Consider the following 25,909-nt stretch of genomic DNA (forward strand, 5'->3'; position numbering starts at 1 on the left):
AAAAACCGCCGGGCTTTCTGCGTCTTGCCTTACGATATCGCGTTTCTGAGGCTCTGCCTGTAGTAAAAGCCCTCGACGGTTTTGAAAAACATGTTGACGTTGTCCAGGTCCACGTCCGGCGGAATGTCGCAGCCGGAGGAAATAACGAAATTATTGTAGCTGCCGCACTGGTTGAGGAGCTTGAGCGTCTCCAGGCGGACCTGCTCCGCGGTGCCTTTGTTGAAGACTCTGGCCGGGCTGATATTGCCCATGACAAGGTAGTTGCGTGGTATTTTTTCGAGCATGCTCGCCATATCGACGGCGTCGCCGAAGTGGAAGGCGTAACAGCCCGTATCCATGATGGAACCCATGAGATGCGGCACGGCGCCCCCGCAATTGTGATAAATGACGATGAAATGCTTATCCTGCAGCGTCCCGACGATTTCGCGCACATAGCGCGTTGAAAACTCCTTGATGAGTTGGGGGGACAAGAGTCCCGCCAGCGGCTCCGCCATGATGATGCCGTCGGCGCCGATCTTTTTAAGGGCGGTGGCGTATGCGGTAATGAACGCCGCGGCTTTTTTGAGGACCATATGGACAAGCTCGGGATTTTCATAGCACTGCAGCATGATATCGTTGACGTTCAGCAGGCGGCCGGCCAGGGAGAATGGGCCGATGCACTGCGCAATGACGGGCCTGTCGTTGATGAGCATCTGTGCTTTTCGGATCGTCTCCACATTTTCGCCCGTCCGGCCCGCGCCGACTTCCGGCACCTCCAGAGCCTCCGCTTCCGCTTCTGTCGAAATCAGCTTGCCGATAATCGTGGGGATTTCGTCGGCCTTGAAGACAGTGTATGCGCCGAAGGCCTCGGCTTCGACGGAGAGATCCATGTAGCTCAGCGCCGCAAGCATGTCGTAGTTGTCGGCGATGGCGCGCATGCCGATGGCCTGATGATTGCTGTCGGCGACAAGCTCCCGCATGGTGACGTAAAGATGCTGTACCGCCGGGAAGCTCAGGATCGGCAAAGGCTTTTTCCGCTCAGTGTATATGACCTGTTCGATCCAGTTGTACATATTCATAACAGATACCCCGACTCATTCCAATTGATAACTAAATTACTTAATTATCTGTATATATTATCGGAAATAATAAGTCGAATGTAAAGATACTGATGAGACAAAAGTGCGGAAGTACTAAAATTAAGAATAAAACACTATATAAAAAGCCTGCCCATAAGTTGATTACGGCCCTGTGTTATTCGCCGGCACTGACCATGGCGATGCCGGCGATGTGCGAAATATCGTTCGTCGTCTACTCGGCCAGGGAAATATCGCGTATGTAGATGTAGTATCTGTGGCGGAAAGCGCTGGAGTCGATGTTCTCGAACAGGGACTTGTCCGTGTATTTGTCCTCAAAGATCTTCATCGCCTCTTCACGGGTCACGAAATCGGCGTATTCCACATTGGGGTTCTGCTCAATCCTGCTCTGCAGGGCCCGCGCTTCCGTCTCCGACAGCGTCTCATCCACATACGCGGCCGCCACATTTGCTTTGAATACGCCCGCTATCTCAAATCTCAATACATACGCGCTGGATTCCGGGTCATAGATTCCAAGCGTGTCGGGGGTAATTTCAAATGGGTCCATGCCGTCTACGATATATATCCGCTCGCCCGACAATTCGCTTGCCGTCGTTGCTACAGCCCATTCCGGATGCGCCTTTCCATCCTCACTATACGCAGGATCGCTCATATCGGCATCCAGAACTTTAACGACAGCACCGGGATTGCAGACAAAAACGGTATATTCCCGGGTACCTGTTCCTCCCTCGTCCACCGTGCTTTCCGTTCGGACATTACTCACGTTTGTCGCTTGAAGATGGAGTCCACCGTAATCGAAAGACTCGCTTTTACCGGTTGTGTTTTCCGAGTTGGCTGCGCTCAACGTGCTTTGGTCTCTGCGATAATCATAGACATTATTTATATTGAGAGAAATCCCGTTTATGTTTATGTTTTGTTCGTCAAGCCATGCGACTTCAATCCAATTATCCAGGGTTTCGCCATCAACGGTTTTATCCTCAATACTATTACTATCTGCTTTTTGCCAGAAGATTGTTCTTGAATCCTTGGTGTAACCTTTTCTATCATCCAAAGAACCAATGTTGCCCATAATGTAGGTACTGTCGCTATCTTCAGCATCCTTATAGATTGTGATCTGGACAGCGTGTTGTTTACCAGGTGATTCGACTATTCTTGATGTAAAAACGTATGTAAACGGACTAATATCAATGTCCTGTAATGACGCGTTAGGTGATTCCAAATTCTTTATCGGGTTTGCTAAAAGACATATGGCAGCGATAATGACCGCAAGCACCGAAATGACGACAACCCAGGCCGCGGGCTTTTTGAAGTTCATGACGTTCTTGATGCGTCCCTTGATGTCTCCCTCACCGAACGCCAGCGGGCTGCCGTTAATGTGACGCCGGCCTGTTGCAAGAGAGAAAAGCGACGCCCCATAAGCCCCTTTGATCTCACCTCCCATTTGCTTTAAGACGCGCTCGTCACAGGACATTTCCATGTCCTTGACGGCAAACACAAACGCCGCCCACACGAGCGGATTGAACCAATGTACGGCCAGCGCGAGAAAAGCCAGTATTTTAAAAACGTGGTCAAGCCTTCGTATATGCGTCTGCTCATGCAGGAGGACATAGCTTTGTTCTTCCTCACGCAGTGTTGACGGCAGATATATTTTCGGACGAAAGAGGCCGATGACAAACGGCGAGGCGATATGGTCGGCAAGATAGATATTGTCCCGCAGCCATACGGCGCCGACGAGCTTTCCTCGCAGGCGAATCAGCGATACCGCGCTGTATATAAGCATCAGCGCAATGCCCGAGAGCCATAAAAACGCCGCGGCTGCGATCCAGCCCTGCAGCGGGTCCGCGGAAGCTTGCGCCCCGCCTTGAGGCAAGGCGTCGTTTTCGGTGCCGGCCGCTCCGGGAAGAGGCAAATCCGCTTGCGGGGACGGCGCGTGAACGATATCCGATGGAATATAGCTGATGCTGCTGTAGGCGCTGCTGCCGGCCGTTGAGGCGGGGGCCGGAAAAAGGCCCATCAGCGAAAACTGAGATGAAAAGGACACGGGGCAAACCAGCCGGAACAACACGACGGCCCATAGAGTGTATGAAAATATCTTCGGCGCTTTTTTCAGCAGTAAGCGGGCAATCAGCACGAGCACGATAACGATTCCCGCCGTAAGGCTCATATTCAGAATTTTAAACAGCAGCGCGGACATCCACATCAGGAGTCACCCCGATTCGTGTCGATCAGCCTTTGCAGTTCACCGATTTCTTTTTCGGACAGCCTCTTTCGCAGGGTAAACGCCGCCAGAAATTGCGGGAGCGACCCGTCAAAGGTCTCCGCAATAAACTTTTCGCTCTGCAGGGCGGCAAATTCCTGCTTGCTCATCAGAGATGTAACGGTGCCGTCTTTATTTTGAAATATCCCCCGGTCGCAAAGACGGCGCAGCATCGTGTATGTCGTCGATTTTTTCCATGTCAGCTCTTTTTCGCAGAGCTTTACCAGCGCGCCGGACGATATGGGCTCGCGCGCCCACATCAGCTCGGCGAATTTTGTTTCCATAGCGCCCAATTTATAATCTTCCATAATATCGCCTCCTGAGTTTAATGGCGTTAGACTGTGTTTAGTCTAACGCCATTAAACTCAGGTGTCAATAGTTTGGTGTAAAAATTTCAGCGCTCGCTGTCGTAAAACTCGCGGCTGTAAGCGTAAAGCTCGCTCACCATGTCCCAGATGAGCACGGGGTCGCTTTCCATGATATTGACGTAGGCGCCCCCGCCTGTGCCGTAGAGGTCCACCGTGTTCCTGAGTTTTTGAACCAGCTCGTCCTTGGGATGCGGCACGCCGAATTCGAGCGCCTCGGGCCAGACGTTAAAGCCGATCCTGTCGCCGTATTTCTTTTTCATCGCCGGAATGTCGACGGCGCGGCGCTGGATCTGCAGAAAATCCACCTGGAGGCCGATCATGTAGGGGATAAAGCGCGTGATGTTGCCGCAGCAGTGGAACTCAAACAGCACGCCCTTCGATCTGATATGGTCGATGATGCGTTTGGTAGGTCCGAAAACGATCTCCTCCATCATTTTTTCGCTGAAGAAGGTGTCTTTCTCTGTGCCCCAGTCGTCGTGATAGGTGATCATGTTTACCGGGTACAGGCTTGTGACCAGGTCGACGTACTCGATGGTGAAATCAGCAAAGCGGTTCAGGAAATCGCGGACGGCGTCGGGTTCCATGGCAAGGGCCAGCATGCCCTCCGTATAGCCGCCCACGATGGAGATAAGACGCTCGGTGGCGCCCTGGCCCAGGTCGATGTGCAGGACCTTTGCCGGGTCGTAGACCGTTTTCATAAAGCTGTCGGCAAAGGTCGTAAAGTCCCACTCCCGAAGCTCCGGGAATTTGACCGTCTTTTCCCAGGCGGTGATGTCCTGGCACAGGCAGGTGCCCGGCGTCAGCATCGGTCCGCCGGCGGAGGGGACCCATGTCCAATCGGTGTTGAACCAGTCCTTGAAGGTGTAGCTCTCCGTCACGACCCGCGTAAAGTCGGCGCTGACCTGCATGCCGCGCACGTCGCCGGTGACAAGCTCCTGCGCCGCGACGAACTGGTCGTCGGTCATGGAATTCGGCATCCAGTACGGCGTTTTGTGCGCGGCGGCAAGCCGGAAGTTTTCCAGCGGCGTGACGGGGTAATCGAATTTCGGCACGTCGGTCTCCTCGCTTAAAAATAACAGCTTTTTCCGTTCTGTCGGCACGCCTGGGGCGCGGAAGGACGGCCTTTCGTATTTCATGCGCTCAGTCTCCTTTCATTGGCAAGAATTTCATCCCATAGGGTAAATTTTAGCATGGCCCCGGGCAAAGTCAAGAACGCGGCCCGGAGAGCGGTAGCTCAGATCGTATAAAAAATCAGTCCGCCGCGCATCAAAAAGTGAAGCCCGGCATCAGCCGGGCTTCACTTCATCAGACACCTTTGTATTTTAGCCTTGTGGCGAGTCCGCCCCGTATATGCCGCTCGGCTTTGTTGAATTCCATAACCTCCTTGACCTGGAGGTATAGCGGCCTGTTGATGTGTTCCAGCCGCTCGGAAAGATCTTTATGCACCGTACTCTTGCTAATCCCGAATTTTTTTGCTGCTGAGCGCACCGTCGCTTTGCTTTCTATTATGTAAGCTGCCAAATCACAGGCGCGTTCTTCGATGTTGGATTTCAAAAACATCACTCCCAGCAATAGTCATGCTAGACTATATGCACAAAAAAGCCGGGATATGAGAGCGCACGCATAATTACGGCGTGTTTATCGACACTAATCAGTATAGTCACAAGCGCTTATCAAATTTTGAGGAGTATCCCGGGAGGTTACGGATTTGAAGAACAACACCATATCATACTGGAATCAAACAGCGGTCAGACCGCATTGCCCAAGCCTTGGCGAAAGTACCGAAACGGACGTTTTGATTATCGGCGGTGGCATTACAGGGGTGACGTGCGCGTACTGCCTGGCGCAAAAGGGCGTCAAGCCGATGCTTATTGAGGCCGGCGCGCTCTGCGGCGGCACCACGGGCAATACCACCGGCAAGGTCACGCTGCAGCACGGCATCATTTACTCCAAAATCATCGGGAAATACGGGCTTGGGGCCGCCATGGACTATGCCGGGTCCCAGCGGGAAGCGGTGGATTTTGTCCGGCGGACCGTCGAAAAAGAGGCGATCGACTGCCAGCTGCGGGAGAACACCGCCTATATCTACGCGTCCGCTGAAGGCGACGTGGCGGCGGTCGAGGAGGAGCATGAAGCGGCCGTTAAGGCGGGCATCGACGCGTCACTCCTCAGGAACCCCGATTTTCCGGTCCCCAACTTCATCATGACGGGCTTTAAGGATCAGGTCGTCTTCCATCCCGTCCGGTATGTGGCCGGGCTGGCGGGGGCGGCGCAGGCGCAGGGCGCCGTGCTCTATGACCGCACAAAGGCGGTCAAAATTGAAAACGGCGACGTCAAGGCCGTCACCTGCGAGGATGGCAGCGTCATCCGGGCGCGCCACGTCGTGCAGGCCACGCAGTATCCCGTTTACGACGGCCCCAACCTGTTTTTCGCGCGGCTGTATCCCAAGCGCACCTACGCCATCGCCGTCCGGGCCGAAAGGGACTGGCCGGACGGCAGCTTTATCAACGCCGGCGCCCCGGCGCGTTCCTTCCGGACGCACGTCGAGAACGGCGAGCGTATTCTGATCGTCGTCGGGGAAGGCCACGACACGGGCCGGGACAGCGGGGATCAGACGGAGCACTTTGAAAATCTCATGCAGTACGCCGACAGGCTCGCCGGTGTCCGGGAAGTCGTCGCCATGTGGTCGGCGCAGGATTACGAGACGCCCGACCAGCTCCCGTATATCGGCAGGCTGTCGGAAAACTCGACGATCTACGTGGCCGCGGGATTCCGCAAATGGGGGCTCTCCAGCGGCTCGCTGGCGGGCAGCATGCTCGCCGACCTTATCACGACCGGCGGCTGCAAGCATGAAAAGCTCTATTCAAAAATGCGTCCAGACCTTTTCTCATCTCCTGCCAACGCCCTCCAGGGTGCGCTGTCTCCCATCGTCGAGCTCATCAAATCGAAGCTGGAGGGGACGGAAGACCTCAAGGGCCTGCAGCCGGGCGAGGGACGGGTGATCCGATTCAAGGGCGAGAAGGCGGGCGTTTACCGGGACCTGAACGACGATGTGACGATCCTGGACATCACCTGCACCCATATGGGCACGGAGCTCAATTTCAACAACGCCGAGAAGACCTGGGACTGCCCGGCCCACGGCGGGCGGTACGCCCACGACGGCAAGCTGCTGGAGGGCCCGCCGAAAAACCCGCTGAAGGTGCTGTTCCGGGGAAAATACGGCGATCTTGTCGGTGACGAGTAGCCGATAAAGCCCTTTGGGCTTTATCGGCAAGGGGATGCATGCAGCGCGCTCAGCCGCGCGCTGCATGAGAAGCTCACTCCGGAGGCGCATGTCCTCCTGCGTGACAAATGATGAATTTATTTGCCGCTTCGGCGGCAAACTCTGCGAGGCTTTGTCTTTATCAGTCGGAGGCGAAGAATCTTTTATGGTTCCTTCGCCGTATTTGTTTGACGCGCCGGGGTGCAGCTGATAGAATTGTACCAATTGAAATTTTCCCGCGATTGAATTGGAGGCTTATTCATGGACCCCGCAGTGGTACTCAAACCGGCGAAGGTGACGATCTGGAACAGAAATTTTATCTGTGCCGTTCTGGCCAATCTTTTTTTATGCGTGGCGCACTTTTCCGTCAACACGCTCGTGGCGACCTATGCGACGTTTCTCGGCGCGGCGCCTGTCATCATGGGGCTTTTGACAGGCATGTTCTTTGCCGTAGCCCTGGCGATACGGCCGGTCTCCGGCCCGATGATCACGAAGATCGACAAGCGGAAGCTGATGATTTTCATCTATGCCCTGGGCGGGGTCGTCAACATCGGATACGCGTTGTTTCACAGCATACCGGCCTTTGTCGTCTTCAGATTTTTAAACGGCGTACAGTACAGCTTTGTCGGCTCGCTGATCATGACGGTGGCGGCGGACAGCCTACCGAAGGAAAAAATGGCCTCCGGCATCGGCATCTTCGGGATCGGCGGCGCCATCGGCACGGCGTTCGGCCCATTTATCGGGACGAGTCTTTTGAATTTCGGCATAAAGACGCTGAACAACGAGGATTTCGGCTTTACCCTGGTCTTCCTGTTCGCGGCGGTCGTTCTGTCGCTGGCGGTGATCCCCAGCGTCATGCTCCGGCCCGACGCCAAAACGAAGGAGGACGTGGCCAGCACGGGCGTCTGGTATAAAAACATCATTACGGTATATGCCGTTCCGGTGACGGTCGTCATGTTTTTCGTGATCATGAGCTACGCGCTGTACAACTCGTATATCGTCAACTTCGCCGACGAGCAGGGCATCGGCAACGTCAGCGTTTTCTATCTGGTGATGGCCGGGACGCTGATCTTTTCCCGGCCGCTTTCCGGCTTGCTGACCGACAAATTGGGCGTGGCGAAGGTCATTCTGCCCGGCATGGCCCTGTTTGCGGTGTCGTTTCTCATTGTCGGCTTCAGCAAAACCCTGGGTATGGCGCTGGTCGGGGCCGTTGTCGCCGCCATCGGCGTCGGCGCGACGCAGCCGCCGCTGCAGGCCATGTGCATCCAGACGGAGGTGCCGCTCAAGCGGAGCGTGGCCAGCAACACGATCTATGTCGGCATGGACGTCGGGCTTTTCCTCGGCCCGCTGCTGGGCAGCGTCGTATACAAGCATACGAGCTTCGCGTTCATGTTCAAATCGGCTATCGTTCCGGTCGTTTTAGCTTTCGTCAGCTTTATTATCATCCTGCCGATGTACAACAAGCGCGTGCGCGCGCTGGAAGCGGCGGAAAAAGAAAAGTAATAAAAAGGAAAGGACGCTCCGGCGTCCTTTCGCTGCAAAAAACGGGCGATCAAAGATCGCCCGCGTGACGCGTACCGTAGGGGCGATCTGTGATCGCCCTTTATCCTGCCGTCCATAGCGTTTCGGCCGTCAAACGCGCAGCGCCGGTTTTTCCCGGTTCGCGGCGCGCCGCCGCCTGATGCCCGCTGCGGCGTTTTCCCACAAAATGCAGAGGCCCAGCGTGACCGTGTAGACCGCCGCGATCCGGATCGCGTAGGCCAGGGTGATGCTGCCCACGCCGGCCCGCGCCATAACGTCGTTCACGACAAAGAGCACCAGGCAGTGGGCGAGGAAGATCGGATAGGCCGCGCCGTCTATCCCTGCGGCGAGCCGGCTTGTCAGGTCTTTATTCCGGTAGCGGTATGTAAGGACCGTGAAGAAAAAGAAAACGGCGGTAACGCAGTAGAAAAAGTGGAGGCTCTCCAGCCAGCCGATATAGCGGAGGCCGGAGAAGGAGATATAGCTGAAAATTTCTTCGGCCAGCCCCACCAGCGCGAAGGCGATAAAAACGAGCTTTTTCTGTTCGAGCAGCCACGCCTTGGCCCTTTCGTAATTTGCCCCGGCAAAACAGCCGGCGACCCAGTAAAACAGGTACGTCGTCAGCACCCTGTCGTTATATTGGAACGCCGCGCCGGGGAATATGCGGGCAAGGAGTCCCGGCAGGTGCTGTCCGAGAAAAAAGGTGAGCGCCGCCGCGATAAGGAGCGCGGCCGGAACATTCGCCTTTCTGACGAGCAGAGACCACAAGGGAGCCAGCGCGTAAAGCTGGACGATCACGACAATGAAATAAAACGGACCGACAAGATCGCCCCGGAAGAGATGAAGCCCCAGCGCCGGCAGCGAGAAAGGGACGTAGCCATTCAGGATGAAATAGAGGTAATAGATCACATTCCAAGCTATGTAGGGAAGGACGATTCTTTTCAGGCGGCTTAAATAGAATTTTCCGTAATCGATATTGCCGCCTTTCAAAAACATCCGTAGTCCGCTCAAAAAAATAAAACCGGGGACGACGAAGCCGGAAAAACGCCACGGGAAAAATACCGCGGCAAACTGCAGGCTGCTCTTGTCGTAGCCGGTGACGGGCACCGACGTGACGTGGATGAAGACCACAAGCAGGCAGAGCATGACGTTCAACGCCGCGATTTCCGGCAGCCGCTTGACGGTGCGTACCATACGAGACCTCCCATAATGATTGGCGTATGGTCTAATTATGCACAAAAAGCAAAAAAAAGCAAATTCCGGCGTCCAGAGCGGAACAGCCGGAATTAGGTTTTAGTATGTATCCAGAGGAGTGTCTTCCTCTGGATATCTTTATACGCGATCTTCGCGTTCTTCTTCGCGGTGTCTGAATAACAGTGAAATCAGCCAAATAGCCGAAAGACCGACGAGGGTATATATGACTCTGCTGACAGAAGACAGTTGACCGCCGAACAGATATGCCACGAAATCGAATTTGAACAATCCGACAGAACCCCAGTTGAGACCGCCGATGATTGCAAGGACAAGCGCGATTCTATCCATAATCATAGCCGTTTCCTCCTTTTTTGTTACATGCATAATATAACCGGGCGGACTCTATTATATGCACGAGGGCCATTTCACAGAAAATCGGCCGGCGCATTTGTAGCCGGCGCCTTTGGCAATTTCAAAAATTATTGTTTGATTCAGCGCGCAAATCAATGTATAATACCTCAATACAGGTAATGTATTCAGCCAGACTAAAGCGATAAAGAGCTCATGACCATACCATTGCCGTAAGCCGGCTTTGGTATGGTTTCAAAAATATCCGATGCCGGGATTTATATTGAAAATGGGGGTATTGCAATGAACGAAATTCTGAAGCTTCTGGAAAAAGACAGCCGGCTGACGGCCCCGCAGATCGCAGCCATGCTGGGGATGGACGCGGCGGCCGTGGCGGCAGCCATCGCCAAGGCGGAAGCCGACGGCGTCATTTTAAGATATACGGCGCTTGTGGATTGGGACAAGGCCGCCGAGGAAGCAGTCACGGCCCTCATCGAGGTCAAGATCGCGCCACAGAGGGGCGAGGGCTTCGACAGGATCGCCGAGCGCATTTACCAGTACGAAGAGGTCGACAGCCTGTATCTGATGTCGGGCGCCTTTGATCTGGCCGTTTACATCACGGCAAAGTCCATGAAGGACGTGGCGCAGTTCGTCTTTGCCCGCCTTGCGCCTATCGAAGGCGTCACAGCCACGGCAACGCACTTTATTCTCAAGAAATACAAAGAGAAAGGCTGCGTTTTCACCGTCGCGCCCGAGCAGGAAGAGAGGATGCTTTTCATATGATGGAGTACAAAAATTTACTCAGCGACAATGTCAAGGGGCTGAAGCCCTCCGGCATCCGCAAGTTTTTCGATATTCTCGAGGAGATGGACGACGCTATTTCCTTAGGCATCGGCGAGCCGGATTTTGTCACGCCATGGCACATCCGCGACGCCGGCATTTATTCTCTGGAAAAGGGCTTTACGAAATATACGGGCAACGCCGGCTTGTCCCGCCTTCGCAAGGAAATCTCCGCGTACCTGAAACGCCGTTTCAATCTTGAGTATAATTTTAAAGACCAGATCATCGTCACCGTCGGCGGGAGCGAGGCCATCGACCTGACCGTGCGCGCGCTCGTCAATCCCTGCGACGAGGTCATTATCCCGGTCCCGTCCTTTGTCTGCTACGGGCCCATCACGGAGCTGGCCTGCGGCAAGGCGGTCTACGTCGAGACAAAGGTGGAGAACGAATTCCGCCTGACGGCGGAGGAACTCAGGGCGGCCATCACACCGAAAACGAAGCTCCTCGTGCTGCCGTACCCGAACAATCCCACCGGCGGTATTCTGGAAAAGCCCGATCTGGAGGCTCTGGCGGAGGTGCTGCGCGGCACGGACATCATGGTGCTGTCCGATGAAATTTACGCCGAGCTTACATACGGCCAGCGCCACGTCTCCATGGCGAATATACCCGATATGTACGAGCGCACGGTCGTTGTCAACGGCTTTTCCAAAAGCCACGCGATGACCGGCTGGCGCATGGGATATGTCTGCGGGCCCTCCCAGGTCATCGTGCAGATGCTGAAGATCCACCAGTACGCCATCATGTCCGCGCCGACCACGAGCCAGTACGCGGCGATCGAGGCCATAAGCGAGGGCGACAACGACGTTGAGACCATGCGCCGCGATTACGACTACAGGCGGCGGTTCCTGCTGGACAGGTTCCGGTCGCTGGAGCTTTCCTGCTTCGAGCCGAAGGGCGCGTTTTACATGTTCCCGTGTATTCGGAATACCGGCCTGACCTCCGAGGAATTCTGCGAAAGATTTCTCCTGGAGGAAAAGGTGGCCGTCATTCCCGGCAGCGCGTTCGGCGCCAGCGGCGAGGGCTTTGTCCGCATGTGCTACGCCTCGTCCATCGGCAATATCTCCGAGGCGCTGGACCGGCTGGGGCGGTTTTTAAAAAAGATTTAATCAGATGCCGGACTTTAAAAAAACAAAATAACAGGATTTAAAGAGAGGTGCATGTGAGATGAAGTATTTGCTGGTCATCGGCGACGGTATGGCGGACAACTCCGTACCGGAGCTGGGCGGAAAAACGCCGTTGGAGTTTGCCGGGATTCCGGCGCTGGACGCGCTGGCGGCGCGGGGCGTCGTCGGCAGTGTGCTGAACGTCCCGGAAGGACTGCCGGCCGGGAGCGACACCGCGATTTTATCTATCTTCGGCTGTGACCCGCGCGTCTGCTATACGGGGCGCGCGCCGCTGGAGGCCGCCGCCGGCGGCGTCAGGCTGTCGCCCGGCGACGTGGCGTACCGCTGCAACATGGTCACATACGAGGACACAGGCGCGCCTTTCGAGGAGAAAAAGATACTCTCTCACTCCGCCGGCTCCATCGAGGGGGCGGAATCCGCGCGGCTTATCAAAGGTCTCTTTGACCATCCCCGGTTCAAGAAGCTGGCGCAGGAGGCGGGGATGACCGTGTATCCGGCGCTGTCGTTCCGGCATATCGCCGTGCAGAAGGGGGCCGACATCAAGGGAATCGTCCTGAGGCCGCCCCACGATCATCTGGGCGAGACGATCGGGCCGCTGCTGCCGGCCGGCTGCGGCAACGCCGCCGTTCTCAAGGAGCTGATGATCGAAGCCCACGAGATATTAAAGCACCACCCGATCAACGAGGCCCGGCGGGCCGCCGGGAAGCTGCCGGCCAACGGCGTCTGGTTCTGGGCCGAAGGGACGGCTGTGGCCCTGCCGCAGTTTTACGCGTCCTATGGGAAAACGGGCGCCGTCGTCTCCGCGGTGCCGCTCTGTCACGGCATCGCCGCGCTGGCGGGCCTGGATGTGATCACTGTGGAGGGCGCCACCGGCGAACTGGAGACGAATTACGAGGGCAAGGTGGACGCCGCGCTGGACGCCCTGAAAACCCATGACTTTGCCGCCGTCCATATAGAGGCGCCGGACGAGTGCACCCATAACGGCGACCTCAAGGGGAAGCTCCAGGCCATCGAGTGGATCGACAGCCGCGTGGTCGCGCCGCTGATCAAAAAGCTCGAAGCGGCCGACTTCAGCTACAGGCTCCTGGTCCTGTCCGACCATAAAACGCTCACGTCCACCCGCGGGCATGACGGCGATCCGGTGCCGTTTCTCCTGTACGACAGCCGGAAGGACATGAAATCGGGACATACTTATTCCGAGCCGGACGGCGAGGCCGGGACGTTTGTCGACGCCGGCATAAAACTGATGGGGATGCTGTTTGAGCAGACAGAGAAATGATCATTAAGGAAAAAGCATTTGCGAAAATCAACCTGTCCATCGACATTGTGGCGCGTATGGAAAACGGCTATCACAGCATGCGCATGGTCATGCAAAGCGTCGCGCTGCACGACGAGCTTACCGTGACATGTACGCCCGGAGAGGGAATCGGTGTGACCACCGACCTGAAATACCTCCCCGGCGACGAGCGGAACATCGCCGCCCGCGCCGCGTCCGTATTCTTCAGCCACACGGGCATTACCGGCTGGAGGACCGATATCGACATCAAAAAGAGTATTCCCGTCTGCGCCGGCCTCGGCGGCGGCAGCACCGACGGCGCCGCCGTCCTGCGCGCGCTGAACGCGCTGTTTGAGGCGAAGCTCGGCCGTGAAACGCTGGAGCAGCTGGCCGCGAAGATCGGCTCTGACGTGCCCTTTTGTGTTGCCGGCGGCACGGCCCTGGCCGAGGGGCGCGGGGAGAAGCTCACCGACCTGCCCCCGCTGCCGGACTGCCGGATCGTCATCTGCAAGCCGGCGTTTGCCATCTCGACGCCGGAGCTGTTTTCACGCATCGTCTGCGACAAGATCCATCTGCGCCCCGATACAGACGGCCTCGTCGAGGCGCTGAACAAGCGGAGCTTGGCAGGTGTGGCCCGCCGGATGTACAACGTCTTTGAAGACGTGCTGCCAAAGGGCACCGGCCCTATCGGCGAGATCAAGGATGCCCTCGGAGACCACGGCGCGCTGGGCGCCGCCATGACGGGGACGGGCTCCGCCGTCTTCGGGCTTTTTCAGGATGATAAATCCGCCGGAGACGCCTTCGAGGCGCTGAAAGCGCAGTACAGTGAGTGCTATTTAACAGAGATTTCAAGCAGAATTTCAATATAATTCCAAAAATTGGTATAGGATACAGAAACCCCGGCGATAATTTGTGTAGGATACATAAATTATCGTGGGGGTTTTACTTATGAAATTGAAAAAATGGGAGCTGGCGCTCATGTTCGCGCTCGCCGTGACATTTCTGTGCGGCGCCGCCCTGTCGAAGGATCAGGACAATCTGTCCGAAAAGCTCATCCGGCTGCATGTGGTGGCCAACTCCGATTCCGACGCCGACCAGGCGCTCAAGCTCAAGGTCCGCGACAAAATTCTCAGCGACATCACTGTCCTGCTGAACGGCGTTACCGACCGGGACGAGGCCGTGGGGCTGATCAACGCCCATATGGATGAGATCGTCGCCGACTCAAAGCAGGTCGTGACGTCGGAGGGCTACGATTACAACGTGACCGGGAAAATCGCCGTGGAGGAATTCCCGACGCGGGAGTACGACACGTTCTCGCTGCCGGCGGGAAAGTATACCTCGCTCCGCGTGGTGATCGGCGCCGGCGCCGGACACAACTGGTGGTGCGTCATCTTCCCGCCGCTCTGCACCACGGCGGCCACCAGCGACGCCCAGACACTGAAGATTCTCACCGACGATCAGGTCAAGCTGATCACAAAGGACAAACCGGAATATGTGCTGAAATTCAAGTCGATCGAGCTGCTCGACAAGCTGAAAGCCTTTCTGAAGATATAGCGGCGCGGTCCGCTTCAAAGATATTGTCATTGCAGTAAGGCTGTTTCCAAAATGTTGTCATTCCCGCGAAGGCGGGAATCCACGTTCTCCTGTACGGGGGCCTGGATTCCCGCCTTCGAGGGAATGACATAAATGGGCGGTAATGACATAGCATCGTCGATGAGATAACAGCATCAAAAGGATTCTCCGGGGCAATAGCCCCCCGGGATGACAACGTCATTCCGGGCCGTCAGGCGGGGAGTCTTTTGCCGCTACGGCGCTGTTGCTCTGCGCGGCAATTTGTTGTATCATAGGTGACGATAAGCTTCAGAACACGGAGAAAAAAATGCTGCAAATAAAAAACCTCACCATATCGCTGAAAAAAGACCTGCGGACGATCCTTTCGGACTTTTCCTTCACGCTGAACGACGGCGACAAGGCCGTGATCATCGGCGAGGAGGGGAACGGGAAATCGACGCTGTTAAAGCTGATCTGCGACCCCGGGCTTGTGGACGGCTATGCCGAGCACACCGGTGAAATTGTAAAGCACGGCACACGCCTGGGCTATCTGGCCCAGGAGCTGAGCGACGGGGAGAAGGCGCTGGCCGTCTGCGATTATTTCAGCGCGGTGCCGGACTTCTATGACCAGACGCCAAAGGAGCTCTCGTCCATCGCCGGCCGCCTCGGGCTCAGCAAGGATTTATTCTACGCCGACCAGCGCGTCGGCGCGCTTTCGGGCGGCGAGCGCGTCAAGCTCCAGCTGGCGCGGCTGCTCATAGAGCAGCCGGACGTCCTGCTGCTGGACGAACCGTCCAACGACATCGACATTGAGACGCTGGAATGGCTCGAGAATTTTATTAAAACATGCGCCCTGCCCGTGCTTTTCGTGTCCCACGACGAGACGCTCATTGAAAAGACGGCCAACGTCATCATCCACATCGAGCAGGTCCGCCGGAAGACGATGCCCCGCTACACCGTGGCAAAGCTGCCTTACAGAGAATACGTCGAGACGCGCCTGAACAGGCTTACCCATCAGGAGCAGATGGCCCGGGAGGAAAAACGCGCGCTGGACGATAAGCTGGAGCGGTTCCAGCGTATCCAGCAGACGGTGGAGCACCGCCAGGAGACGATTTCCCGCGGCGACCCTCACGGCGGGCAGCTTCTCAAAAAGAAGATGAAGGCCGTCAAATCCCTGGAAAAGCGCATCGAGCGCGAAAGCTCGGAGATGACGCAGCTGCCGGATGTGGAGGAAGCCATCCTCATGAGGTTTGAGGACAGCGCCTCGGTGCCCAACGGCAAGACTATCCTGGATTTTCACCTTGATACGCTCACAGTCGAGGGAAGGGTATTGTCAAAGGATATCCGCCTGAACGTCACCGGACCGGAAAAGATCTGCATCATCGGCAAAAACGGTGCCGGCAAAACGACGCTTCTGCGCCTCCTGGCTGAGGAGCTGCTGGCGCGGCGGGATATTAAATGCGGCTACATGCCGCAAAATTACGAGGAGCTGCTGGACCTGTCGGTAACGCCCGTTGAGTTTTTGAACCACACGGGCGAAAAGGCGGAACGGACAAAGATCCGCTCTTACTTAGGCAGCATGAAATACACGTCCGACGAGATGGAGCACACGGTGGGCGAGCTTTCCGGCGGGCAAAAGGCAAAGCTGATGTTCGTCAAAATGATCCTGGACGGCTGCAATGTCCTGGTGCTGGACGAGCCGACCCGAAACTTCAGCCCCATGTCGAACCCCGTCATCCGCGACGTGCTCAAATCCTACCGCGGCGCGATCATCAGCGTCTCCCACGACAGAAAGTATATCGACGAGGTCTCCGCAAAGGTATACCGGCTCACGGAAAACGGGCTGGAGAACGCCGACAAGCTTGTAATAAACCGAAAGGAATGATCTATAAATGAAGGTTCTCCTTATCAACGGCAGCCCCCACAGGGAAGGCTGCACCTACACGGCCTTGAAGGAAGTCGCCGGCGCGCTCGAGAAAAACGGCGTCGACACGGAGATATTCCAGATCGGCACCAAGCCGGTCCACGGCTGCACCGCCTGCCAAAAGTGCAGCGAGCTCGACCGGTGCGTTTTTGACGACGACATACTTAACGAGATGGCGGCCCGCTGCGCCGAGGCCGACGGCATCGTCATCGGCTCTCCGGTGTACTACTCGGGCATCAACGGCGCGCTGAGCGCCCTGCTCGACAGGCTCTTCTATTCGTCGGGCGATAAGCTGCAATACAAGCCGGGCGCCGCCGTCGTCAGCTGCCGGCGGGGCGGCAACGCCACCGCGTTTGACCGGATCAACAAGTATTTTACCATCACCCAGATGCCCGTCGTCTCCTCCCAATATTGGAACGGCGTGCACGGCTTTACGCCGGAGGACGTGAAAAAGGACCTGGAGGGCATGCAGATCATGCGGCGCCTCGGCACCAATATGGCCTGGCTCCTCAAATCCATCCAGGCCGGCGGCGGCCCGATCCCCCTCGACGAGCCCCATGCGTCCACCAGCTTCCCCGACGGGCTGTGATGGGTACGCTATACATAGCAGCACTGTAGGGTAGGGGCTTGCTCCCGCCGCGCCTGTCGACATCAATAAAAATACCGTCCTGTCTGCGTAGACCGGGCGGTATTTTCTATCTATTTGTCCCAGCTGACGCCGTAGTTGGGGCGGGCGGTGTCGAAGACGAGCTTTGCGTCGTAGAACTTGAGGTATCTGTCGCGCTGGCCGCGGAGGGTGTCTCCGTCGGCGTGCATCCTGTCGTTGATGACGGCGTCGATATCGGGCTTGATCTTGGAGAAGGCGTCGATGCCCACGGAGGCAAAAACCCGGAAGCCCTTGCTCTGCAGGTATTTGAAGATCGGCCCGGTCTTGGTGACGTCGCCGCCGTCCGGCCGCGCGCCGAAGGGATAGATCATCAGCTTCGTCGGGCCGATCAGGGAGCCGACCTCGTCAAACCAGCGCTCCGTGTCGCGCTGCACGGCGGCAAGGCTCACCGTTGACAGGTTGATGTGGCCCCAGGAGTGGGAGCCGAAGTACCAGCCGGTCGCCCTGAGCATGGCGATGATCGGCTTCACGGCCTCGATCTCCTTCTGCCGCGCCGCCTCGGCCTGGGGGGTCTTATTGTTCACGTCCGTCATCGTGCGATAACCGAGAATCCCCTGGTATCCGGTCAGGCATAAGCAGCCCTTGGCGCCGTTCAGAGAAAAGTCGGGGTGCTGTTTGACGAATTTGTCCAGGATCGTGATGGCGTCCAGGTCCTGGGAATAGACGGCGCTGCCCTTGGGGTCAAGGCCGTAGCTCCAAAGCGCGCCGTCTTTGATGACGAGCTTGTACGTAAAGCCGTTTTGACGCATATAGTCGTAGTAGCAGACGTCGTCGTAGGAGAGAATGAGCGGCTTTTTGCCCGCCGGGATCATCAGAGTGTTTTTCACCATGCGGCCGTTGCCTGCAACGTCGGTCTGTTCGGACCAGACGTCGTTCCAGTCGACGATGACGTAATTTTTGTCATACATGCTCTGCAGCATCTTGTCGTATTCGCTGACGGTCACCATGTATTCGTCGATGCCCTTTTGCTGGCTGTCGCCGTCAAAGGCCAGCTCAGGATAAGCGACGACGGGGTGAAAGAAGAGGTGCTCGACGACGCCGTTGTACGGGACGAGATTCTCCGGCGACGGCGGTACGGACGGCGACGGAGACGCACCGCCGTCATCCTCCGGCGATGCGGACGCATCCGCGCTGGGCGGCGTTGAGACGCCTGCGCCGGCACTGGGCGAAGCTGCGCCGCCGGGCTCGCCCTGATACTGAAGCTTGATGCCGCAGCCCGAGATTCCGGCCAGCAGCGCCAGTACGATCAGCGCCGGCAAAAGACGTTTCAGACAAGTCAAGATATATACTCCCAATCCTCTAAAAGATACGCTGTTCTTATGGTGACATTATACACGCCGTGGCCCCCAAATACGTTACAATTTGATTAAAAAAGTATCAAGTTCGACAGAATTTGTATTAATTTTGGGTTAAAATGCCATAAAATATCGAGTTCCCGGCCCGCACCGGAAAAATTGTCCGATTTGCCGGCCAAAGACGGCTTGAAATTTGCTATAATGGGAACATATCAAAGCGATAGCGGGAGGGTGCCATATGCTCAAGCTCGTCCTGGGACGCGCCGGTTCCGGCAAAACGACATACGCCATGGACATGTTCAGGTCGGAGATGGAAAAGGGCCGGCAGCATCTTTATTTTATCGTTCCCGAACAGTATTCCCACGACGCCGAGCGGCAGCTTCTCAAAATCTGCGGCGACACGCTGAGTCTGCGCGGCGAGGTCCTGAGTTTTTCGAGGCTGTGCAGCCGCGTTTTCGCCGAGACGGGCGGTCTGGGCGCGAAAATGCTGGACGACGGCGGCCGGATTCTTCTGATGAGCCGCGCCGTGTCCAATCTGTCGGGCCGGCTGCGGATGTACGGGAAAAACGAACAGACGGCCGATTTCCTGGAGCGGCTCGTCGCCGTTTCAAAGGAATTCAAAAGCGCCTGTGTTACGCCCGACGACCTGGAGAAGGCCGCGGCCGCGGCGGAAAGCCCTCTAAGGGAAAAGCTCCTGGACCTTCAGCTCATCACGGCCGCCTACGACGCCTGCTTTACGGGCGACATGGCGGACCCGGACGGCCGGCTCGGCCGCCTGGCCGGCGCCATCAAGGATTCGGCTGTGTTTGACGGCGGCCATCTCTGGTTTGACGGCTTTACGGACTTTACGGCGCAGGAGCTGCGGGTCATCGAGGAGCTCATGAAAAAGGACGCCGGGATGACCGTCTGCCTGACGTGCGACGGGCTCGTTGAGCGCGAGGAGATATTTGAGCCGGCGCGAAAAACGGCGCTCAAGCTTTTGCGGATGGCGTCCACTCTCGGCGTCGGCGCGGAGCTCGTCACGCCGGGCGTCGAAACCGGCGGCAAGGCAGACGCGCTTCTTTTCCTGGAAAAGAACCTGTTTTTATATGACTCGGAAAAGTTTGAGGGCGACAGCAGCGCCGTCGAGATATTCCGCGCCCTTACGCCCGACCTGGAGTGCGAATACGCGGCGGCAAAGGTGCTGGCGCTGCTCCGGGAGGGCTACAGGCTCCGGGATATCGCCGTGGCTGTCTGCGACTGGGGCCAATACGGCGCGCTGGCCGAAAACATTTTTGAAAAATACGGCGTCGACGTTTTTGTCGGCAATAAAGAGGACATCCGCGCCATGCCGCCGGTGGCCCTCGTGGAATACGCCCTGGAGATCGTCACCGGCGGCTGGGAATACGAGGCCGTTTTCGCCTACCTGAAAACAGGGCTCACCGGCCTTGTGCCGGACGATGTCGACGCGCTGGAAAATTACGTCCTGAAGTGGAATCTGAAGGGCGGTATCTGGGCGCGGGACGAGGACTGGACTCTTCCGCCCTCGGGCTATGAGGACCAGAGCGGCGGCGACGCGGCGCGGCTTCAGCGGATCAACGCGCTTCGCCGCGCCGTCATGCTGCCGCTGCGGGGACTCCAGAGGGCGCTGAAGTCCGCTTCAACATACGGCGAAAAAATCCGGGCGGTCTATTATTTCCTGGAAAAGCTTGGCCTGCCCGAGCGCATCGCGGAAAAATCCGCGGCGTTTCTGGAAAAGGGCGAGCTCCAGCTGAGCGACACCTATGCCCAGCTCTGGGACGTGCTCATCCGCGCGATGGAACAGTTTTACGAGATTCTCGGCGATGCCGGTGGGAGCACCGCCGAATTCCTGCGGCTGTGGAAGCTGCTCATTTCCCAATACGATCTGGGCTCCATCCCGATCTCGCTGGACAGGGCCGGCCTGGGGGATATGACCCGCATCCGCCGGCGCGGGAGCAAGTGTCTCATCGTCATCGGCGCCAGCGACGACGCGCTGCCGGCCGCCGGGGGCGGCGACGGGCTGCTGTCCGACGGCGAGCGCCGGGATATCCTGAGTCTCGGCCTGACGCTCCCGGGCTCCGCGGAGGAGCGGCTGTACCGTGCGCTGAGCCTCATTTACGCCGCGCTCACCATTCCGTCGGACAGGCTTGTCGTCACCTATCCCAGGTCCGGCGCGGGCGGGGGGGAAAAGCGCCCGTCCTTTGTGGTGCGGCGGCTGAGGGCCATGTTTTCCCTGGAGGAGCAGACCGACGACGCCTGCGCCTTCCGGCAAAGCGCGCGCCTTCCGGCCTTTGAGCTGGCCGCGTCCCACCGGAGCGGCGCGGACGGCGTCGCCGCGGCCGCGGCGGAATATTTTAAAGAGCAGCCGGAGACTGCCGGGAAGCTTGACAGGATCGCCGGCGCCAAGCGGCTGGACCGGGGGCGGCTGTCGACGGGGCGGGCATCGGCGTTATACGGGCAAAACCTTGTGATGTCGGCGTCCAGGATCGATAAGTTCTACGCCTGCCGCTTTTTGTATTTCCTGCAGTACGGGCTGAACGCGCGCCCCCGCAAGCCGTATGGCTTTGACGCGCCCACGGCGGGCACGTTCATGCATTACCTCCTGGAAAACGTCACCCGGGAGATACGGGACGGCGCCGGGTTCGACGGCGTCACCGACGCGGAGTGCCTGGAGCTCACGTCAATCTACGTCGAAAAATACGTGACCCAGGTGCTGGACAATTTCAAGGACAAGTCCAGCCGGTTCAAATATCTCTTCAACAGGCTCGTCAAGGACGCGTCGTTCATTGTTTTGGACATGGTGCGGGAACTGAAAAATTCGGGCTTCAGGCCGCTGGACTTCGAGCTGGGCTTTTCCGACACGGCCGAGCTGCCGCCCTATGTGCTCGCGGGCGGCGGGATGGACGTGAAGATCAAGGGCTTCGTGGACCGGGTCGACGGCTGGGAGCATAACGGCAGGCTCTATCTCCGCATCGTCGACTACAAGACGGGTAAAAAATCCTTCAGTCTGTCCGACGTTTTATACGGCATGAACATGCAAATGCTGATCTATCTGTTCTCCCTGCATAAAAACGGCGCGGCGCGCTACGGCGGGGAGATCGTTCCCGCCGGCGTCCTGTACGCCCCGGCGCGGGAGGAGCTCATCCAGGCCTCCCGCGACGCCTGCGATGAGGAGATTGCCGACGCCCGCGCCAAAAAGCTCCGGCGCAGCGGCCTGATTCTAGGTGACGACGACGTCATCGAGGCCATGGAGCACGGTCCGGACAAGAAATACCTGCCGGTAAAGCGCACGAAGGACGGGCTTTCCGGCGAGAGCCTCGCGGGGCTCGAACAGATGGGCAGGCTGTCAAAGCACATCGACACAATGCTCCTGGAGATCGCCGGGAACGTGCGTAAAGGCGCCATCCAGGCCGAGCCATATTTTAAAAACCAAAACGACAACGCCTGCCTGTTCTGCGACTTTGCCCAGGCCTGCCATTTCAGCGAGGCCGACGGAGACAGGCGGCGCTACCTGAAAAAGGTCAAAACGGACGAGGCCTGGCACAGGATCATGGGGGAGGCGGAAGAATGAGCGGAATTTCTGAATTCACGCCCCGGCAGCTGGCGGCGATCGAGACCCGGGGCGGCGCGCTCCTGGTATCGGCCGCGGCCGGCTCCGGCAAGACGCGGGTGCTCGTCGAGCGCCTTTTGCGGTACGTTTCAGGCCGGGAGGACAGCTGCGACGTCACCGATTTCCTGATCATCACCTATACCCGCGCCGCGGCCAGCGAGCTGCGGTCGAGGATTCTGGACGAGCTTTCCGAAAAGCTCGCGCTGGAGCCGGACAACAGGCACCTGCGCCGGCAGGCCGCCCTCGTTTACGAGGCTTCCATCGGCACCATCCACGGCTTTTGCACCGATATCCTGCGGGAAAACGCCCACCTGGCCGGCCTCACCCCCGATTTCCGCGTGGCCGACGAGAGCGAGGCGGCGATCATGAAGGACAAGGTTCTGGAGGACCTTCTGGACCGGCGGTACGAGACCGTCGCGGAGACGCCCGGCTTTGCGCTGCTGGTGGATACCATGTCGGCCGGCCGGGACGACAAAAGGCTGAAGGAAATCGTCCTGGAGACGTACGCCAAGCTGCAAAGCCACGCCGCCCCCCAGAAATGGGCGGAGGAACAGCTCGAAGCACTGGACACCGGCGCGCTGCGCGACGCCTCGGAAACGGTGTGGGGCCGCTTTCTCATGGACGACGCGCGGAAAAAGGCCCTCTACTGGCGCGGCGTCATGCGTCGGCTGCGCTCGGAAACGACCGCGCATCCCGACTTTGAAAAAGCGTACGGGGACAGCATCGGCGCCACGCTGGACGGGCTGGAGCTTTTCGCCTCGGCCCTGTCCCGCACCTGGGACGAGGCCAGGGGGTGCGCCAATGTGGACTTCCCGCGGGCCAAAAACGTCAAGGGCTACGAAGACCTCAAGGAAATCCGCACCAAGTGCAGGGACGCGCTCAAAAAGCTCGCCGCCGTCTTCGAGTGCGCTTCCGAGGGCCTTTTGGAGGACATGGCGGCGGTGCGCCCGGCGGTAACCGAGCTTTTGAAGCTGGTGCTGGAATTTGATAAGGCATACGCGGAGGCCAAAAAGAAGCGCGGCCTCGTGGATTTCTCCGACCTGGAGCATCTGGCGGCGCGGGTTTTGACCGACTTTGAGACCGGCGCTCCCACGGAAACGGCGCTGGCCGTCTCCCGGCGCTACCGGGAGATCATGGTGGACGAGTATCAGGACGTGAGCCGCGTCCAGGAACTCATCTTCAACGCCGTGTCGCGCGGCGGGGAGAACATCTTCATGGTCGGCGACGTGAAGCAGTCGATCTACAGGTTCCGTCTGGCCGACCCGACCATCTTTCTCGCAAAATACAAAAGCTATAAGGACGCGGAGGAAGCCGAGCCGGGGGAGGGGCGGCGCGTCCTGCTGTCGACGAATTTCCGCTCCAGGGCGGGCGTCCTCGAGGCGGTCAACCACGTGTTTAAAAACGTCATGTCCGAGGACTTCGGCGAAATGGCCTATACGGAACGGGAGTTCCTCTACCCCGGCAGGACGGACGGGGAATCGCCGGAGCCGGCCGTGGAGCTCGATGTGCTGGACATGCGCGGCATCGAGACGGAAGAGGACGAGGAGAGCCCCGAGAAGACGGCGGTAGAGGCCGATTTTATCGCCGCCAGGATCGCGGAAATGCTCCAAAGCGGCACGCCGGTGCCGGACGGGAAGGGCGGGACGCGGCCCGTGGCCTGCGGGGACTTCGCCATCCTGCTGCGCTCGGTGAAGGACAAGGCCGCCTTATACGAAAAAGCGCTGGCGGATCGGGACATCCCGGCGGCGCTGCCGGGCGGCGAGGGCTTCTTTGCGTCGCTGGAGGTCTCCGTCACGCTCTCGCTCCTGGGCGTCATCGACAATCCCATGCAGGATATCCCGCTGATCGCCGTTTTGCGCAGCCCCGTCTACGGCTTCACGCCCGACGAGCTGGCCGTGATCCGCGCCGCCGACAAAAGCGCCGACTTTTACGGCGCGCTGGTCAAGGCGGCGGAGACGAACGACAAGTGCCGGGCATTCCTCGACGCGCTGGCGTCCTTCCGGCTCATCGCGCCCGACATGCCGGCCGACCGGTTTATCTGGCACGTCTTCAACAAGACGGACATGCTGGCCGTCATGGGCGCCCTCCGGGGCGGCGGCGGGCGCCGTAGCAACCTGATGCGCCTGGTGGAGCTGGCGGTCCGGTGTGAGGCAGGCGGCTACAAGGGGCTTTTCGGCTTCATGACGCTGGTGCGCAAGCTGATGGAAAAGGGCGAGGAGCCCTTTGGAAGCAGCGAAACGCCGTCCGGGGACGCCGTGAAGATCATGAGCATCCATAAGTCCAAGGGGCTGGAATTCCCCGTCGTCTTTCTGGCGGACACGACGAAGCGATTCAATAAAAAAGACGCGGCGGCGCCGCTTCTCATCCACGCGGCGCTGGGCGTCGGCGCGAAGCGGACCGATCTTATGCGGCGGATCGAATATCCGACGCTGGCCCGGATGGCCGTAGCGCGGAAGCTCAATCAGGAGATGCTGTCGGAGGAGCTGCGCGTCCTGTACGTGGCCATGACCCGCGCCCGGGAAAAGCTCGTCGTCGTCTCCACCTTTGCCGACGCCGACAAGGAGCTTTTAAAGCTGTCCAAGGACGCCGTGGCGCCCGTGGCGCCGCAGGTGCTGGAAAACGCGGCCGGCATGGCAAGCCTTGTCCTGCTCCCGGCGCTGACGCGTCCGGAGGCCGAATGCCTGCGCCTTGCGCCCGTGCCGCTGTCCACAGACTGCGGCGCGCCCTGGGATATCAGAAAAATCGTCATAACGGAGGCCCCGGCGGCGCGGCGGCGGAAGGCGCTACCCGCCGAGCCGCATATCGCGGCGCGGGCCGAGGACGTGGCGGCGCTGCGGCGGAACCTGGATTACCAGTATCCGTACATAAAAGCCGCGGAAATCCCCTCCAAGCTGACCGCGACGGGCCTGAAGGGCCGCTTTGCCGACTTTGAGGCGGCGGAGGAGGCGGCGCAGCTCCATGAAGCGGCCAGGCACCGCCCGCCCGCCGAGCGCCCGGCCTTTATCACCCGGCGCACGGCGCTGACGCCCTCCGAGCGCGGGACGGCGCTCCATCTGGCCATGCAGTTTATCGACTATGATAAGTGCGGCGATCTGGAAAGCGTCAGGGAGGAGCTGCGGCGGCTCCGGGAGAAGAGCTACCTGAGCGCCAAACAGGCCGACGCCGTCGACCCGGCGAAGCTTCTGGCGTTCTTTGACTCGCCGCTGGGAAAGCGCGTCATGGGCGCCGACAGGCTTTACAGGGAGTTCAAGTTTTCGCTCCTTGTCCGGGCTGACGCGTATTTTGCGGACGGGGGAGACGACGAGCTCCTGTTTCAGGGCGTCGTCGACTGCTGCTTTGAGGAGGGCGGCGCGCTCCACGTCATCGACTTCAAGACGGACCACGTCACGCCGGAGACGGTCGCGGAGAAAACAAGGCTCTACGCGCCGCAGCTGACCGCCTACGCCCGCGCCATGGAGCGCATCGTCGGTCTCCCGGTGCGGAGCAGGCTCATTTATTTCTTCGCGCTCGACGCTGTGGCCGAGGTTGAATAAAAGATGTAAATAGATGTTGCAATTTCGTGTGATCTATGCTATTATTCTTCCTGCGCATCATAA

General features: G+C 58.5%; 19 protein-coding genes. 11 read left to right on the plus strand and 8 right to left on the minus strand.

What is annotated here, in order from left to right; genetic code table 11:
* Nucleotides 1-29 precede the first annotated feature (29 nt).
* From BUB60_RS08095 to spoIIID, 5 genes are all read right to left on the minus strand, one after another.
* Nucleotides 30-1,058, minus strand: coding sequence for a uroporphyrinogen decarboxylase family protein (locus BUB60_RS08095; protein ID WP_073077546.1), 1,029 nt, complete (start codon nt 1,056-1,058; stop codon nt 30-32).
* Nucleotides 1,059-1,290: 232 nt separating this feature from the next.
* Nucleotides 1,291-3,276, minus strand: coding sequence for a permease-like cell division protein FtsX (locus BUB60_RS08100; RefSeq protein WP_073077548.1), 1,986 nt, complete (start codon nt 3,274-3,276; stop codon nt 1,291-1,293).
* Entirely contained in the window at nt 3,276-3,641 is a 366-nt protein-coding gene (locus BUB60_RS08105; RefSeq protein WP_073077550.1) for a BlaI/MecI/CopY family transcriptional regulator, read from the minus strand. Before BUB60_RS08105 ends, BUB60_RS08100 begins: the two co-directional genes overlap by 1 nt.
* Nucleotides 3,642-3,727: 86 nt before the next feature.
* Complete coding sequence (locus BUB60_RS08110) at nt 3,728-4,837, minus strand: uroporphyrinogen decarboxylase family protein (RefSeq protein ID WP_073077552.1); 1,110 nt, start codon at nt 4,835-4,837, stop codon at nt 3,728-3,730.
* A gap of 169 nt (nt 4,838-5,006) precedes the next feature.
* On the minus strand, nt 5,007-5,255 hold the full coding sequence (gene spoIIID / locus BUB60_RS08115) for a sporulation transcriptional regulator SpoIIID (RefSeq protein WP_073077554.1): 249 nt from the start codon (nt 5,253-5,255) through the stop codon (nt 5,007-5,009).
* 154 nt (nt 5,256-5,409) lie between these two features.
* Between spoIIID and BUB60_RS08120 the strand changes: the two genes are divergently transcribed.
* Together BUB60_RS08120 and BUB60_RS08125 are read left to right on the plus strand one after the other, a co-directional pair.
* Nucleotides 5,410-6,945: an FAD-dependent oxidoreductase gene (locus tag BUB60_RS08120; protein ID WP_073077556.1), complete on the plus strand. Its 1,536-nt coding sequence runs from the start codon at nt 5,410-5,412 to the stop codon at nt 6,943-6,945.
* Between the two features lie 279 nt (nt 6,946-7,224).
* Nucleotides 7,225-8,466: an MFS transporter gene (locus BUB60_RS08125; RefSeq protein WP_073077559.1), complete on the plus strand. Its 1,242-nt coding sequence runs from the start codon at nt 7,225-7,227 to the stop codon at nt 8,464-8,466.
* Nucleotides 8,467-8,595: 129 nt separating this feature from the next.
* Here BUB60_RS08125 and BUB60_RS08130 read toward each other — a convergent pair whose 3' ends face one another.
* The gene (locus BUB60_RS08130) at nt 8,596-9,678 is read right to left on the minus strand and encodes an acyltransferase (protein ID WP_073077561.1); all 1,083 of its coding nucleotides are present in this window, start codon (nt 9,676-9,678) and stop codon (nt 8,596-8,598) included.
* Nucleotides 9,679-9,816: 138 nt separating this feature from the next.
* The gene (locus tag BUB60_RS08135; RefSeq protein WP_073077563.1) at nt 9,817-10,032 is read right to left on the minus strand and encodes a DUF378 domain-containing protein; all 216 of its coding nucleotides are present in this window, start codon (nt 10,030-10,032) and stop codon (nt 9,817-9,819) included.
* A gap of 297 nt (nt 10,033-10,329) precedes the next feature.
* On the opposite strand from BUB60_RS08135, the gene BUB60_RS08140 reads away from it, so the two are divergent.
* The 7 genes from BUB60_RS08140 (at nt 10,330) to BUB60_RS08170 (ending at nt 17,330) form a co-directional block, all read left to right on the plus strand.
* The gene (locus BUB60_RS08140; RefSeq protein WP_073077651.1) at nt 10,330-10,809 is read left to right on the plus strand and encodes an Lrp/AsnC family transcriptional regulator; all 480 of its coding nucleotides are present in this window, start codon (nt 10,330-10,332) and stop codon (nt 10,807-10,809) included.
* Nucleotides 10,809-11,972 carry an aminotransferase class I/II-fold pyridoxal phosphate-dependent enzyme gene (locus BUB60_RS08145; protein WP_073077650.1) on the plus strand — a complete coding sequence of 388 codons (1,164 nt, stop codon included), beginning with the start codon at nt 10,809-10,811 and terminating at the stop codon, nt 11,970-11,972. The genes BUB60_RS08140 and BUB60_RS08145 overlap by 1 nt, the downstream gene beginning before the upstream one ends.
* 58 nt (nt 11,973-12,030) lie before the next feature.
* Nucleotides 12,031-13,269 carry a cofactor-independent phosphoglycerate mutase gene (locus tag BUB60_RS08150; protein ID WP_073077565.1) on the plus strand — a complete coding sequence of 413 codons (1,239 nt, stop codon included), beginning with the start codon at nt 12,031-12,033 and terminating at the stop codon, nt 13,267-13,269.
* Nucleotides 13,266-14,135: a 4-(cytidine 5'-diphospho)-2-C-methyl-D-erythritol kinase gene (ispE, locus tag BUB60_RS08155; protein ID WP_073077568.1), complete on the plus strand. Its 870-nt coding sequence runs from the start codon at nt 13,266-13,268 to the stop codon at nt 14,133-14,135. The genes BUB60_RS08150 and ispE overlap by 4 nt, the downstream gene beginning before the upstream one ends.
* 79 nt (nt 14,136-14,214) lie before the next feature.
* Nucleotides 14,215-14,820: a stage II sporulation protein R gene (spoIIR, locus tag BUB60_RS08160; protein ID WP_073077570.1), complete on the plus strand. Its 606-nt coding sequence runs from the start codon at nt 14,215-14,217 to the stop codon at nt 14,818-14,820.
* Between the two features lie 325 nt (nt 14,821-15,145).
* Nucleotides 15,146-16,702, plus strand: coding sequence for an ATP-binding cassette domain-containing protein (locus BUB60_RS08165; protein ID WP_073077573.1), 1,557 nt, complete (start codon nt 15,146-15,148; stop codon nt 16,700-16,702).
* 7 nt (nt 16,703-16,709) lie between these two features.
* On the plus strand, nt 16,710-17,330 hold the full coding sequence (locus BUB60_RS08170; RefSeq protein WP_073077575.1) for a flavodoxin family protein: 621 nt from the start codon (nt 16,710-16,712) through the stop codon (nt 17,328-17,330).
* Between the two features lie 110 nt (nt 17,331-17,440).
* Here BUB60_RS08170 and BUB60_RS08175 read toward each other — a convergent pair whose 3' ends face one another.
* Complete coding sequence (locus BUB60_RS08175) at nt 17,441-18,688, minus strand: polysaccharide deacetylase family protein (RefSeq protein ID WP_242941170.1); 1,248 nt, start codon at nt 18,686-18,688, stop codon at nt 17,441-17,443.
* 253 nt (nt 18,689-18,941) lie between these two features.
* On the opposite strand from BUB60_RS08175, the gene BUB60_RS08180 reads away from it, so the two are divergent.
* Both BUB60_RS08180 and addA read left to right on the plus strand, forming a co-directional pair.
* The gene (locus tag BUB60_RS08180; RefSeq protein ID WP_073077577.1) at nt 18,942-22,274 is read left to right on the plus strand and encodes a PD-(D/E)XK nuclease family protein; all 3,333 of its coding nucleotides are present in this window, start codon (nt 18,942-18,944) and stop codon (nt 22,272-22,274) included.
* Nucleotides 22,271-25,846 (plus strand): helicase-exonuclease AddAB subunit AddA, encoded by a 3,576-nt coding sequence (gene addA / locus BUB60_RS08185; protein ID WP_073077579.1) that lies wholly within the window; start codon nt 22,271-22,273, stop codon nt 25,844-25,846. Before BUB60_RS08180 ends, addA begins: the two co-directional genes overlap by 4 nt.
* Nucleotides 25,847-25,909 lie beyond the last annotated feature (63 nt).

The organism is Sporobacter termitidis DSM 10068 (assembly GCF_900130065.1).
In the GTDB taxonomy this organism is placed as follows: Bacteria; Bacillota; Clostridia; order Oscillospirales; family Oscillospiraceae; genus Sporobacter; species Sporobacter termitidis.

What these genes read in the sequence shown, in the direction of transcription:
- BUB60_RS08145 (WP_073077650.1), top strand. Translation starts at nt 10,809, where the DNA reads ATGGAGTACAAAAATTTACTCAGCGACAATGTCAAGGGGCTGAAGCCC.
- BUB60_RS08110 (WP_073077552.1), bottom strand. Translation starts at nt 4,837, where the DNA reads ATGAAATACGAAAGGCCGTCCTTCCGCGCCCCAGGCGTGCCGACAGAA.
- BUB60_RS08150 (WP_073077565.1), top strand. Translation starts at nt 12,031, where the DNA reads ATGAAGTATTTGCTGGTCATCGGCGACGGTATGGCGGACAACTCCGTA.
- BUB60_RS08130 (WP_073077561.1), bottom strand. Translation starts at nt 9,678, where the DNA reads ATGGTACGCACCGTCAAGCGGCTGCCGGAAATCGCGGCGTTGAACGTC.
- BUB60_RS08125 (WP_073077559.1), top strand. Translation starts at nt 7,225, where the DNA reads ATGGACCCCGCAGTGGTACTCAAACCGGCGAAGGTGACGATCTGGAAC.
- ispE (WP_073077568.1), top strand. Translation starts at nt 13,266, where the DNA reads ATGATCATTAAGGAAAAAGCATTTGCGAAAATCAACCTGTCCATCGAC.
- BUB60_RS08170 (WP_073077575.1), top strand. Translation starts at nt 16,710, where the DNA reads ATGAAGGTTCTCCTTATCAACGGCAGCCCCCACAGGGAAGGCTGCACC.
- BUB60_RS08180 (WP_073077577.1), top strand. Translation starts at nt 18,942, where the DNA reads ATGCTCAAGCTCGTCCTGGGACGCGCCGGTTCCGGCAAAACGACATAC.
- BUB60_RS08165 (WP_073077573.1), top strand. Translation starts at nt 15,146, where the DNA reads ATGCTGCAAATAAAAAACCTCACCATATCGCTGAAAAAAGACCTGCGG.
- addA (WP_073077579.1), top strand. Translation starts at nt 22,271, where the DNA reads ATGAGCGGAATTTCTGAATTCACGCCCCGGCAGCTGGCGGCGATCGAG.
- BUB60_RS08100 (WP_073077548.1), bottom strand. Translation starts at nt 3,276, where the DNA reads ATGTGGATGTCCGCGCTGCTGTTTAAAATTCTGAATATGAGCCTTACG.
- BUB60_RS08095 (WP_073077546.1), bottom strand. Translation starts at nt 1,058, where the DNA reads ATGAATATGTACAACTGGATCGAACAGGTCATATACACTGAGCGGAAA.
- BUB60_RS08105 (WP_073077550.1), bottom strand. Translation starts at nt 3,641, where the DNA reads ATGGAAGATTATAAATTGGGCGCTATGGAAACAAAATTCGCCGAGCTG.
- spoIIR (WP_073077570.1), top strand. Translation starts at nt 14,215, where the DNA reads ATGAAATTGAAAAAATGGGAGCTGGCGCTCATGTTCGCGCTCGCCGTG.
- BUB60_RS08140 (WP_073077651.1), top strand. Translation starts at nt 10,330, where the DNA reads ATGAACGAAATTCTGAAGCTTCTGGAAAAAGACAGCCGGCTGACGGCC.
- BUB60_RS08135 (WP_073077563.1), bottom strand. Translation starts at nt 10,032, where the DNA reads ATGATTATGGATAGAATCGCGCTTGTCCTTGCAATCATCGGCGGTCTC.